A 12,217-nucleotide genomic window follows, 5' to 3' on the forward strand; every position below is an offset into this window, starting at 1 on the left:
CCCGGTGCTCCGTCGCTCGTTCCTCGCTCCCTGCGCGCCTCCCGGGGGACGGCGCCGGCCCACTCGCGCGAGGCCGAGGACACCCTATTCGCACGTCCGGGGCCGAGGGCTGATCACGCAACGGCCACCGGCTCGCTCTCCACCGCCGGGCCCGGGCGGTCGAGGCCCGCCCAGGCGGCGGCGAGCCGATCGAGGGCCTCGTCCATCCGGTCCTGGCGCAGTGTGTACGGCAGCCGCAGGTACCGCTCGAACGCCCCGTCGAGACCGAACCGGGGACCCGCCGCGAGCAGGACGTCGTGGCGCCGTGCGGCGCTGGTCAGCCGGCTCGACTCGGGCCGGCCGAGATCGACCCACAGGCTCAGCCCGCCACCGGGGCGCGACGGCAGCCAGCCGGGGAAGGTGCGGGCGATCCTGCCGAGCAGGTGGTCGCGGGCGGCGACCAGCTCGCGCCGCCGGCTCGTGACGACGGAGTCGTGCTCGGCCATCAGGCGGGCGACGGTGAGCTGCTCCAGCACCGGTCCGCCCAGGTCGACACCGGCCCTGGCCGCGGCAAGCCTGCGCACCATCGCGGCCGACGTGCGGATCCAGCCGATCCGCAACCCGCCCCAGAACGTCTTGCTCGCCGACCCGATGCTCAGCACGAGCGGTGAGTCGGCGGCACCGTGCGCGGCGACGGGCACCACCGTCTGGCCGTCCAGCGCGAGGTCGATGAGGGTCTCGTCGATCAGGAGGGTGGTGCCGGTCCGCCGGGCCAGCTCCACGAGCCGGGCGCGGTCGGCGTCGTCGAGCAGGGCACCGGTGGGGTTCTGGAAGTCGGGCATGAGATAGGCGAGTCGCGGTGCTGCGTCGCGAACTGCCGACGTGAGCAGGTCGAGGTCCCACCGGCTGCCTCCGTCCCCGGCCGGCGCCATCGGGACCGGGACGGGGCGGGCGCCGCGGGTGGTCACCGCGCCGAGCGCGTTCGGGTAGGTCGGGTGCTCGACGAGCACGCGGTCGCCCGGTCCGGCCAGCACCATGAGGGCGAGGTGGATCCCGTGCACGCCGCCCGCCGTGACCAGCACCTGGTCCGGCGTGGTCGGGAGACCCCTGGCGGTGTACCGGTCGGCGATCGCGGCGCGCAGCGCGGGCTGGCCGCTGAGGTCGTAACCGTGGCCGGCCATCAGGATGTCGAGGTCCCGTACGGCGGCCGCGGCGGCCGTGCGCAGCGCGGCGGACGGTGCGGGGAGAGCGGCGTGCGCGAGGTCGTACAGCGCGTTGTCGCCGAGCGGCGAGAACGGCGCAGGCCCTGCGTCGTCCGGGGGGCCTGCCGGGAGCTGGGTCCAGCTGCCCGCCCCGCGCCTGCTGCGGAGCACGCCTTCGCTGCGCAGTGCCTCGTACGCGGTGGCCACCGTGGTGCGGCTGACCGCGATGGCCGCCGCGAGCTCGCGCTCCGCGGGCAGCCGGGTCTGCAGCGGCAGCCTCCCGTCGAGGACGAGCAGCCGGATCCGGTCGGCCAGCGCATCGGCGAGGCCCTTTCCGCCTGGTGGGCGCCAGTCGCCCAGCAGGCGGGCGAAGCTCCGTGCGCCGATCCGGCGTTCGATGTCGGCACGGTCCACGCGGTCCACTCCCTGCGATTGGCATTGCCTGTGCAGGCCAATCGTAGGCGCGTGGATCAGCCGGGGGTGGTGGTCGGGCTCCACTCCCACTGGCCCCGCGTCAGGACCTCGACCGGGTGGCCGCCGTCGTCGCGGCGCTCCGCGCGATAGGCGTAGCGGCCGGCCTGCCATGCCTCCCGCTGAGCGACGGCGGCCAGGTACGAGCCGGCCCACTGCTGCCACTCGCCGGCATCGGCGGGAGGTGGGTCCGGCGACTCGCACGCGATGTCCATGAACGGGTGGAAGTTGCCGCGCAGTCCGGTCCACATGCTGACGTCCAGCCACACGGTATCCACAGTGGAGTATCGGCGTGGACCGTGTGGCCCAATCGGATCTTCACCCGATCGGACTCAGGCGCTCAGGAGATCCGTCCGCCCCGCCGCCTCCAGCTGCTCGCGGTACGGGCCGAACATGCCCTTCGCCATCGGCAGCACGGTGAGCAGCTTCGCGACCGGACCCTTGGCCCGTACCTGCCCCTTCGCGAGCGCGACGGGGAGGATCACCTTGCCGAGCCAGAACCGGTTGCCGGTGTCGGCGCTCATGAACAGCTCGACGTTCGGCTCGGGGCCGTTGCCCGCGCCCTCGTAGATCTGCGTGTTCGGCATGTCCACCGTGAGCACGGCGTCCGGCTCGCTGTAGGTGATCCGCAGGACGATCCCGCTGGGCCTGAGCTTCTCCACCAGCACCGGGTCCTGCATGCCGCGCCGGAAGATCCCGCCGAGGAACTCGTAGACCTCCGCCTCGTCGCGAAACGCCGCCACTCGTCGCCTCCCCGTTCGTTGCCGACGGGATGAGTCTTGCGGAGCGATCGCCGGCCAGGCGACCCCACGATCGGGCCACACGCGGCCCGCACGGGCCAACCCCGTACCGACGAACGGCGCGTTCGTCGGATAGGTACCGACGAACGCGCCGTTCGTCGGAACGGGGACGGAGTGTCAGCGAGGGCGGTGGGGGGCGTCGTCGAGCAGGCCGTAGCGGCCCGCGAGCGCCGCGGCCTCGATGCGGTTGGCCGCGCCGAGCCTGTGCAGCAGGCTCGCGATCATCCGCTTGGCCGTCCGCTCGCTCACGAGCATCACCTTGGCGATCTCGCTGGTCTCCAGGCCCCGCGCGAGCAGCGCCCACAGCTGCAGCTCCCGGTCCTCCAGCCGCTCCACGACGCCCTCGCCCGTCCGGTCACCCGCTGCGAGCAGCGCGTCGAGCAGGTCGGCTGGCACGACCCGGACGCCCGCCGCGATCGTCAGCAGCGGTGCGACCAGCACCTCGGGATCGGCCGACTTGGCCAGGAACCCGGCGGCCCCGGCGCGCAGGGCGGCGGTCGCGAGGCCGAGGTCCTCGGTGCCCGAGAGCGCGAGGATGCGCGTGCGCGGGTAGGCGGCGGTGATCCGCCGGATCGTCTCCACGCCGCCCAGCGGCGGGAGCGCGAGGTCGACGATCGCGATGTCGGCGGCCTCGCGCCCGACGAGCGCGACGGCCTGCTCGCCGGCCGTGGTGGAGCCGGCTACGAGGAAGGTGTCGCCCGCGCGTGACTCGAGCAGCAGCGCGAGGCCCTGGGAGAACAGGGCGTGGTCGTCCACGATGACCACGACGTACCTGCCCCCGCGCACGGGGTGGACCGTAGTACCCCGCGCCTCCCGCGAGCCCGGGTCCGAACGCGCGATTCACCGTGTCGAGATGTCGGACTCGCGCCAGGTGGGAGCGAGTCGTGCGTTGCGCCACGGCGAGTCGGGCGACCGAGCTGGATTCGGCGGTCGAGCACGGGGATCACCCGCGGGGCGTGCCGAGGCGTGGGGGTCGGTGGGAGATGCTGGCCCGATGGACGCCGACGTGGCTCTCCGCGCCCTGGAGGAGCGCACGGCCGTCGTCATCCGGCTGCTGGTCGTCTGCTCGGTCGGGGTCGCGCTCGTGCTGGAGCCGGGGCTCGCCCGCGGCCGGGCGGCCTTGCTCGGGGCGCTCGTGCTGGTCACGCTCGCCTACGCACTGGTGCTCGGCGTCGGGGAGTGGTGGGGGCGGCGGCTGGTCCCGCCGCGGGTCGCGACCTCGGTCGACGCGGCGCTCGCGCTGCTGGCCTGCGGGCTCACCGGCGGCGCGGACAGCGTGATGGTCGCGATCCTGCCCCTCGTCGTGATCGCGGGTGCGGTGCGCGGCGGTGTGGTGGTGGGCAGGCTCGGCGCCCTCGGGGTGGGTGCCGGCTTCACGGTCGCCGCACTCGCGGGCTCCGATCCGCAGGTGTCGGTGTCCGACCGGTGGATGGCCGGCGTGTGGTGGACCGGTTACCTCGTCGCGGCCGCCGTGCTCGTCGGGGTGCTGCTGCGGATGCTGGAACGCCAGTACGAGGCCGCCGCGGAGTCGCGGGCGCGGGCGCGCGCCGAGCACGAGGCGTTCCTGGAGGAGCGCGACCTGAGGTCCCGGCTGCTGGCCGCCCAGCAGGCGCGGCTGGACGGCGTTCGCGTCGTGCTGCACGAGTTCCGCACGCCGGTCGCGTCGCTCACCGCGCTGTCGGCGGACCTCGCCGCCGACCGGCTCTCCGGTCCCGCCCGGGAGACGGCCACCCGCCTGCTCGCCGAGCACGCCGTGCACCTGCGCGACATGCTCGACGGCCTCGCCGACGTCGCCGTGCAGGAGGGGAGCCCGCTCGGCCGGGTGCGCGAGCGGACGGTCCGGTTGGCGGAGCTGGCCGATGCCGTCCTCGACGCGGCGGGGGTCGCTCCGGAGCGGCGGGTGGCAGACGTCGAGCCGCCGGAAGCCGCGGTGCGCTGCGACCCGCAGCGGCTGCGCCGGGTCCTCACGAACCTGGTCGAGAACGCCGCCCGGCACAGCGGGGACGCGCCCGTCGAGCTCGACCTGCGGCACTCCGACGGGCAGCTGGTCGTCGAGGTCCGCGACCGCGGCCCCGGCCTGCCGCCCGGCCAGGAAGGTGTGGTCACGGCCAAGGGCGTGGCACTGGGGGAGCGCCGGGGGACCGCAGGGCTGGGCCTGTGGATCGTGGAGGCCCTCGTGGCTGCGATGGACGGCGAGCTGCGCTTCCTGCCCCGCGACGACGGCGGCCTCGTCGCGCACCTCGAGCTCCCCCTCCCGTCGGCCTGAAATGCCGGACACGGCGTGCCCGAACGTCCGACTCACCCGCGAGTCCGACATCTCGACACGGCGAGTCCGACATCCCGACGTGGCGAGTCGGGCGTTCTGCCCGACCCGGACGGGTGGTGTGGCACCCGCGGGCCATGGCAGGAACCCGCGGCCCCCTGTGCGCCGACGTGATCGCGGTCATGCTGACGCCATGAAGACCACGGCAGCGGTGCTCTGGGAACTCGGCGGGAAGTGGGAGGTCGGCGAGGTCGAGCTCGACGGGCCGCGCGCGGGCGAGGTGCTCGTCGAGCTCGCGGCGAGCGGCCTGTGCCACTCCGACGAGCACCTGGTCACCGGCGACCTGCCGGTCGCGTACCCGATGGTCGGGGGCCACGAGGGCGCGGGCCGGATCCTGGAGGTCGGGCCGGGCGTCACCGAGGTCGAGGTCGGCGACCCGGTCGTCATGACGTTCCTGCCCAGCTGCGGGCGTTGCAGCTACTGCGTCCGCGGCTACACGGCCCTCTGCGACGATGGCGCGGGCGCCACGCTGGGGCCGCAGCTCGACGGCACCTACCGCTTCCACGCGCGCGGCGAGGACATCGGGCAGATGTGCCTGCTCGGCACGTTCGCGAAGCACACGGTGGTGCCGGTCAAGTCGGTCGTGAAGATCGACGAGGGGTTCCCGCTGCACCTGGCCGCACTCGTGGGCTGCGGCGTCACGACGGGCTTCGGCTCGGCCGTGCGCACCGCGGAGCTGCGCGCGGGCGACACCGCCGTCGTCATCGGTGTCGGCGGCATCGGTGCCAACGCGGTGCAGGGCGCGCGGATCGCAGGCTGCCGCTACGTGGTGGCGGTCGACCCGGTGGAGTTCAAGCGGGAGAAGGCGCTCGAGCTGGGCGCCACGCACGTCGCGGCGAGCATGGACGAGGCCTGGAACACCGTCTCGTCGATCACCCGCGGCCAGCTGGCCGACGCCGCGATCCTCACCACCGGTGTCGCGGAGGGCGCGCAGCTGCAGCCGGCGCTGCAGCTGGTGGGCAAGCGGGGCCGCGTCGTCGTCACGGCTCTCGGGCACCCCGGCGAGGACACCGTGTCCATGTCGCTGCTGGAGCTCACGCTCTACGAGAAGCAGGTGCGCGGGGCGCTCTTCGGCAGCTCGAACGGCCAGCACGACGTGCCCCGGCTGCTGGAGATGCACAACCTCGGCCAGCTCAAGCTCGCCGAGCTGATCACGCGCGAGTACGCGCTGGACGAGATCAACACCGGCTACCAGGACATGCGCGAGGGCCGCAACATCCGCGGTCTCATCCGATTCTGAGGAGGACGACGATGTCCGAGCGCACCGGCTTCACCAGCCTGCGGAAGGGCGGGATCCACTTCGACTCGTTCCCGATGCGGCTGTTCACCAAGGGCAACGGCCGCCAGTGGAACCCGGCGGACATCGACCTGAGCCAGGACGCGGCCGACGTCGCCGCGATGACCGACGACGAGCGCTGGTGGACCTGCTCCCTCGCCGCGCAGTTCATGGCGGGCGAGGAGTCGGTCACGCAGGACCTGCAGCCGTTCCTCGCGGCGATGGCCGCCGAGGGCAGGCTCGCCGACGAGATGTACCTGACCCAGTTCGTGTACGAGGAGGCCAAGCACACCGAGGCCTTCCGCCGCTGGTTCGACGCCGTCGGCATCACCGACGACCTGCACACCTACATCGCCGACAACGAGCCCTACCAGCAGATCTTCACCAAGGAGCTGCCGGAGAGCCTGCAGACGCTCGCGCAGGACCCGTCGCCGCGCAACCAGATCCGGGCGTCGGTGACGTACAACCACATCGTCGAGGGCACGCTCGCCCTCACCGGCTACTTCTCGTGGCAGAAGATCTGCGCGAGCCGCGGGATCCTGCCCGGGATGCAGCAGATCATCAAGCACATCGGCGACGACGAGCGCCGGCACATGGCGTGGGGCACGTTCACCTGCCGCCGCCACGTCGCCGCCGACGACACCCTGTGGGACGCCGTCGACGAGCGGATGCAGGAGCTGCTCGTTCCGGCGATGGGCGTGGTGACCGCGACGTTCGAGCGGTGGGACGGGCCGCCGCCGTTCCCCGTCGACATGAACGAGATGGCGGAGTACGCGATGGACAAGGTCGGCCGCCGCCTCGGCGCGATCGAGACGGCCAGGGGTGCCGACCTGCGCACGATCGACCTGGACGCGAGCCCGGAGGCGCTCGAGGAGCGCTTCCACGCCGAGGACTCCGCGCAGCTGGTCGCCGCCGGCTGATCGGTCACGCGCGCCCGTGGTGGACGCGGAACACGTCGTCCGGGTCGACGGCGCGCTTGACCGCCGCGAGCCGGGCGGCGTCGGCCGGCAGGTAGCCGGTGGCCAGCTGCGCCGCGGTGACGTCCGGCCCCGACAGGAAGTTCACGCACACCCCGCCGGTGCTCCACGGCGCCATCGCCGCGAACAGCCGGTCGTACGCCGCCCGCAGCGCGGGCACCTGCTCGGGCTCCGCCGCCGCGCCCGCGTACAGCACGAACGCGCCGTCGCGGCGGGCGAGCGCGCTGGGCACCGCCCGGGGCCGGGCGAGCGCGCCGCCCATGAGCCGCAGCTCGACCAGGTACGGCGCGTCCGCGCCGGGCCCCGCGTGGCGCAGCAGCTCCGCGACGGCCGCGGCGTCGAGGGACGCCAGCATCGCGTTGCGGGCGTGGAACGGCACCGGGGTCGTCGGCTCGGCGTGGATCGAGCCGACCGCCGAGTACGGCATCTCCGCGACGGTGTCGGTCACCGGCCCGAGGCCGCGGAACGGGCGCACCAGCCGTTCCCCGTCCTCGGCGCTGCCGGTGAACGCGAACCGGACGTGGACGACGTACCGGCCGCGCAACGCGTCGGGCAGCACGGGCAGGTCCGGCATCCGGATCAGCAGGACCGACGAGCCCATGGCCTCCGGTGCGGTCCGGATCCACTCGGCCCAGGTGGTGAGCACGCGCTGCGCGTCGGCCGCGGCGAAATGCATGCCGCCCCCGTACAGCCGCGCCACCGGGTGCAGGTCGATCTCGATCGCGACCACGACGCCGAGCGTGCCCTTGCCGCCCCCGCGCAGCGCCCAGAACAGCTCGGTCTCCTCGGAGGCCGTCGCCCGGCGCAGCACGCCGTCGGCCGTGACGACCTCCAGCGCGCGGATGTGGTCGACGGCCCAGCCGAGGCTGCGCCCGAGCATCCCGATGCCGCCGCCGAGGTGGTAGGAGACCACCCCGACCTCGGGCGAGGAACCGTTCAGCGGGGCGAGGCCGTGCTCGGCGGCCGCGCGCACCAACGCACCGCCGCGGACGCCCGCCTCGACGCGCGCGGTGCGGGCGACCGGGTCGATCGTGATGCCGTCCATCCGGGACGTGGTGATCAGGACGGCGCCGTCGGCACTGCGCGACGGGCCGTGGCCGGTTGCCTGTACGGCGACCCCGAGGCCGCGGGCGGTGGCGTAGCGGATCGCCGCGACGACGTCGTCGACGGAGGCGGCGGGCACGACGACCTCGGGCTCGTGTTCGACGGAGAGGTTGTAGCCGGTGCGCTCGGTGTCGTAACCGGGATCGGCGGCGGAGAGGAAGCTTGTCATGCCTCGACTATCTGTGTGCTGACCTGCGGGAACAACGACGGATCCGGCATGGACTGATAACCTCTGAGTTATGGAACGCCGGGAGATCGAGATCTTCCTGACCCTCGCGGAAGAGCTGCACTTCGGGCGTACGGCGCAGCGGTTGCTCGTCTCCCAGGCCCGGGTCAGCCAGACGATCGCGAAGCTCGAGCGGCGGTTCGGCGTCTCGCTGTTCGAGCGCACCAGCCGCCGGGTGGCCCTCACCCCCGTCGGCGCCGCGCTGTACGCCGACGTGCGCGCCGGCCACGACCGCATCGAGAAGGGCATCGCCGCGGCGGTCGCGGCGGGCCGGGGGGTCACCGGCACGCTCGCCGTCGGGCTGGAGGCGCCCGCCGTGGCGGAGCTCGCCGCCGACGTGTTCGCCCGCTTCCGGGCGCGGCACCCGAGCGTCGAGGTCGTGTTCCGCGAGACCGGCTTCACCGATCCGCTCGACCTGCTGCGCGATGGCGAGGTCGACGTCGCCGTCACGAACGCCCCGGTCGACGAGGGGGCGTTCGAGGAGGGGCCCGAGGTGTACCGCGAGCCCGTGGTGCTCGCGGTGGCGCGCGGGCACCGCCTGGCGGACCGGGAGACCGTGGCACTGGCCGACCTCGACGGCGAGACCGTGTTCCGGGCGGGCCGGCGCGCCGCGCCCTACCGGCGGGGGCCCGACCGCACCGCGGGCACCCTGCTGGAACTCATGGCGCTCATCGCAGCCGGTGAGGGCGTCTGCCCGCTGGCCGCGCACGCCGCCGACTACTTCGCCCGCCCGAGCCTGGCCATGGTGCCGTTCGAGCCGGGTTCGCCCCCGGTGCGCTGGGTGCTGTGCTGGCGACGCGGGCAGCGCACGGCCCGCGTCGCGTCGCTCGCGGCTGCGGTCAGAGGCTGAGACCGGCGCAGCTGCGTCAGGCCCAGCTCGGGTAGGCCGGGGCCGCCTCGGCGTACCGCTCGCTCCAGTTCGGGAGCGGGGCGTCGCCGAGGTGCGCCTCCAGCCGGTCGAGGAAGGCGTGGGTGCCGGGGATGAACCCCTTGGCGTTGCGGACGGACAGGCCGCGGTGGGTGAACGTGAGCAGTGTTCCCGTGCCGTCCTCGACGAGCTCGTAGCGGACGACCCCGTCCTCGACGATGCGCTGGTGCCACTCGTGCTCGAGCACGTGCGGCGGATCCCAGACGAGGATGCGGCCGGTCATGCGCTTCTGCTCGACGGCGGCGGGCGGCTCCGCGGCCACCATCTCGATCGTGCCGCCCGCGCGGCCGTCGATGACGGTCTCGCCGAACCAGGCCGCGCGCTCGGCCGGGTCGGTGAGCGCGGCCCACACCGCGTGGACCGGGTGAGGCAGGTGGCGGCGGAAGGTGATCGTGGCGTGGTCGCCGTCGATCACCAGGTCTCCGTAGCGGTCGTCGGTCATCTGTCGTTCCGTTCTGCGAGGTGTTGCTCCAGGGCGGCGAGGTGGTCGTGCCAGTACCTGCGGTACCGGCTGAGCCAGCTGTCGATCTCGATCAGCCGCTCGGCCCGCAGGGAGTAGATCCGTCGTTGCCCGTCGGGGCGGACCTCGACGAGGCCGACCTCGCGCAGGATCCGCAGATGGCGGGACACGGCGGGCTGGGTGAGCGCGGGCAGGCTCGCGACGAGCTCGCCCGCGGGTCGCTCCCGCTCGACGAGCAGATCGAGAAGTACCCGCCGATGGGGCTCCGCGACGGCTTCGAACACGTCCACGGCCCAAGTATCACATCAAGCGTATATATGCGTCAACAGATATTTCGGGGAGTGAACATCGTCGCCGGTCGGGTGGGGTTTCGGGGACGCAGAGCGACCGCGTACTGCGCCTGGTCGACCTGCTACGGTCCGATCGGAGCAACTTCCCGCTCGGGACCTGACTCGCGAGTAACCCGCCTCGGCGGGTGTCGTTGACCCGTTATGGGAGCCGCCGCCCAGCTCCGCGCCAGAGTCGGCAAGGCCCCACCGGAATTCGTTCAGGAGGCGTCGGTGGCGGGTGTCGAGGTGAAGGTCGAAGGGCTGTCCAAGTCCTTCGGGCGCGCCAACATCTGGTCCGACGTCACGCTCACGCTCCCGCCCGGCGAGGTGTCGGTGCTGCTCGGCCCGTCGGGCACGGGCAAGTCGGTGTTCCTGAAGACGCTGATCGGCCTGCTGAAGCCGGAGCAGGGCTCCATCTTCATCCACGACACCGACCTCGTGCGGTGCTCGGAGTCGCGCCTGTACGAGCTGCGCAAGCTGTTCGGCGTGCTGTTCCAGGACGGCGCGCTGTTCGGCTCCATGAACCTCTACGACAACATCGCGTTCCCGCTGCGCGAGCACACGAAGAAGTCCGAGTCGGAGATCCGGGACATCGTCGAGGAGAAGATGGCGATGGTCGGCCTCACCGGCGACGAGGACAAGCTCCCCGGGGAGATCTCCGGCGGCATGCGCAAGCGGGCCGGGCTGGCCAGGGCGCTGGTGCTCGACCCCGAGATCATCCTGTTCGACGAGCCGGACTCGGGCCTCGACCCGGTGCGCACCGCGTACCTCAACCAGCTGATCATCGACCTGAACGCGCAGACGGACGCCACGTTCCTGATCGTCACGCACGACATCAACACCGCGCAGACGGTGCCGGACAACATCGGGATGCTCTACCGCAAGCACCTGGCGATGTTCGGGCCGCGCGAGGTGCTGCTGACCTCGGAGGAACCGGTGGTCGCGCAGTTCCTCAACGGGCGCCGCGAGGGCCCGATCGGCATGTCGGAGGAGAAGGACACCGCCCAGGCGGCCCGCGAGATGGAGGAGGCGGGCGAGCTGGAGGGCCTGCCCCCGCTCAAGCCGCAGCTTCAGCCGAGCACCGGGGTGGGGGAGCGTCGCGCCGTCGGCCGCAGGCGCGAGCGCGTGCTGCAGATGCTGCACACGCTCCCGCCGGCGGCGCAGCAGGCCATCCGCGACAGCTACGCGCAGGATGACATGCCCGCCGACCCGCCCACCGGTCCGATCCCGCGGCCCCTGCCGCGGCCGCGGTTCGCGTCGCCGGACCTCGCCCGCGACGAGCCCACCGAGGTGATCGGCGGTTTCGACCCCGGCTACGACGACCCGTCGTCCCGTGACGAGGGCCGGGCCTGAGGCAGCCGATGACAGCTCCCGCCCCGATCACCCGTGCCCTCACCCCGGTCGGCCGGCTCTTCGGCCTCGGTGTGGCCGTGGTGCGCAACGCCTTCCAGCCGCCCTTCCAGCTGGCCGAGTACATCGAGCAGACGTGGTTCGTCACCAAGGTCTCGGCGCTGCCGACGGCGTTGTTCACGATCCCGTTCGGCGCCACGATCGCGCTGCTGCTGGCCGAGCTCACCCGGCAGTTCGGCGCGCAGAGTCAGACCGGCGCCGGTGCGGTGCTCGCGATCGTGCAGCAGGCCGCCCCGATCGTCACCGCGCTGCTGATCGCCGGAGCCGGCGGGAGTGCGGTCTGCGCCGACCTGGGCGCGCGCACCATCCGCGAGGAGATCGCGGCCATGGAGGTGCTGGGCATCTCGCCGATCCAGCGGCTCGTGGTGCCGCGCGTGCTCGCGATGGCCACCACCGCCGTGGTGCTCAACGGGCTGGCCAGCGTGGTCGGTGTGGCGGGCGGCTACTACTTCAACGTGATCGTCCAGGGCGGCACGCCCGGGGCGTACATCGCGAGCTTCTCCGCCGTGGCGCAGGTCTCCGACATCGTCGTGAGCGAGATCAAGGCGTTCCTGTTCGGCTTCACGGCCGGTGTCGTGGCGGCCTATCGGGGCCTCAACCCACCGCCGGGGCCCAAGGGCGTCGGTGACGCGGTGAACCAGTCCGTCGTCATCTCGTTCGTGCTCGTGTTCCTGATCAACCTCGTGCTGACGGGCCTGTACCTCGAGCTCGTCCCGCCGAAGGGGTCGTGAC

13 protein-coding genes are annotated in these 12,217 nt (G+C 73.0%); 6 read left to right on the forward strand and 7 right to left on the reverse strand.

Annotated elements, in window-relative coordinates; genetic code table 11:
- Window positions 1-113: 113 nt before the first annotated feature.
- The 4 genes from yczR to FHX44_RS20770 all read right to left on the reverse strand — a co-directional run bounded on the left by yczR (window position 114) and on the right by FHX44_RS20770 (window position 3,238).
- A complete protein-coding gene (gene yczR / locus FHX44_RS20760; protein ID WP_212612568.1) occupies window positions 114-1,595 on the reverse strand; it encodes a MocR-like transcription factor YczR in 1,482 nt (493 codons plus the stop codon).
- A gap of 56 nt (window positions 1,596-1,651) precedes the next feature.
- Window positions 1,652-1,921, reverse strand: a complete 270-nt coding sequence (locus FHX44_RS42215) for a hypothetical protein (protein WP_170308970.1) — start codon at window positions 1,919-1,921, stop codon at window positions 1,652-1,654.
- A gap of 63 nt (window positions 1,922-1,984) precedes the next feature.
- Window positions 1,985-2,395 (reverse strand): sterol carrier protein, encoded by a 411-nt coding sequence (locus FHX44_RS20765; protein WP_147257317.1) that lies wholly within the window; start codon window positions 2,393-2,395, stop codon window positions 1,985-1,987.
- A gap of 174 nt (window positions 2,396-2,569) precedes the next feature.
- The gene (locus FHX44_RS20770; protein ID WP_147257318.1) at window positions 2,570-3,238 is read right to left on the reverse strand and encodes a response regulator transcription factor; all 669 of its coding nucleotides are present in this window, start codon (window positions 3,236-3,238) and stop codon (window positions 2,570-2,572) included.
- Window positions 3,239-3,446: 208 nt separating this feature from the next.
- Between FHX44_RS20770 and FHX44_RS20775 the strand changes: the two genes are divergently transcribed.
- From FHX44_RS20775 to FHX44_RS20785, 3 genes are all read left to right on the forward strand, one after another.
- A complete protein-coding gene (locus FHX44_RS20775; RefSeq protein WP_147257319.1) occupies window positions 3,447-4,718 on the forward strand; it encodes a sensor histidine kinase in 1,272 nt (423 codons plus the stop codon).
- Between the two features lie 190 nt (window positions 4,719-4,908).
- Entirely contained in the window at window positions 4,909-6,015 is a 1,107-nt protein-coding gene (locus FHX44_RS20780; RefSeq protein WP_147257320.1) for an NDMA-dependent alcohol dehydrogenase, read from the forward strand.
- Window positions 6,016-6,026: 11 nt separating this feature from the next.
- Window positions 6,027-6,971, forward strand: coding sequence for a R2-like ligand-binding oxidase (locus tag FHX44_RS20785; protein ID WP_147257321.1), 945 nt, complete (start codon window positions 6,027-6,029; stop codon window positions 6,969-6,971).
- Between the two features lie 4 nt (window positions 6,972-6,975).
- Here the strand turns inward: FHX44_RS20785 and FHX44_RS20790 are convergent, their stop codons facing one another.
- On the reverse strand, window positions 6,976-8,301 hold the full coding sequence (locus FHX44_RS20790; protein ID WP_147257322.1) for an FAD-binding oxidoreductase: 1,326 nt from the start codon (window positions 8,299-8,301) through the stop codon (window positions 6,976-6,978).
- A 70-nt stretch (window positions 8,302-8,371) separates the two neighbouring features.
- Here FHX44_RS20790 and FHX44_RS20795 point away from each other — a divergent pair, with 70 nt between their 5' ends.
- The gene (locus tag FHX44_RS20795) at window positions 8,372-9,208 is read left to right on the forward strand and encodes a LysR family transcriptional regulator (protein ID WP_147257323.1); all 837 of its coding nucleotides are present in this window, start codon (window positions 8,372-8,374) and stop codon (window positions 9,206-9,208) included.
- Between the two features lie 16 nt (window positions 9,209-9,224).
- Here the strand turns inward: FHX44_RS20795 and FHX44_RS20800 are convergent, their stop codons facing one another.
- Complete coding sequence (locus FHX44_RS20800) at window positions 9,225-9,728, reverse strand: SRPBCC family protein (protein WP_147257324.1); 504 nt, start codon at window positions 9,726-9,728, stop codon at window positions 9,225-9,227.
- Window positions 9,725-10,036 (reverse strand): ArsR/SmtB family transcription factor, encoded by a 312-nt coding sequence (locus FHX44_RS20805; protein WP_147257325.1) that lies wholly within the window; start codon window positions 10,034-10,036, stop codon window positions 9,725-9,727. Before FHX44_RS20805 ends, FHX44_RS20800 begins: the two co-directional genes overlap by 4 nt.
- Window positions 10,037-10,306: 270 nt before the next feature.
- Between FHX44_RS20805 and FHX44_RS20810 the strand changes: the two genes are divergently transcribed.
- Both FHX44_RS20810 and FHX44_RS20815 read left to right on the forward strand, forming a co-directional pair.
- Window positions 10,307-11,428, forward strand: coding sequence for an ABC transporter ATP-binding protein (locus FHX44_RS20810; protein ID WP_281287901.1), 1,122 nt, complete (start codon window positions 10,307-10,309; stop codon window positions 11,426-11,428).
- Window positions 11,429-11,436: 8 nt separating this feature from the next.
- On the forward strand, window positions 11,437-12,216 hold the full coding sequence (locus FHX44_RS20815; RefSeq protein ID WP_147257326.1) for an MlaE family ABC transporter permease: 780 nt from the start codon (window positions 11,437-11,439) through the stop codon (window positions 12,214-12,216).
- The last annotated feature ends 1 nt before the right edge of the window (window position 12,217 follow it).

Origin of the sequence: Pseudonocardia hierapolitana, from assembly GCF_007994075.1 — a bacterium.
Classification (GTDB): Bacteria; Actinomycetota; Actinomycetes; order Mycobacteriales; family Pseudonocardiaceae; genus Pseudonocardia; species Pseudonocardia hierapolitana.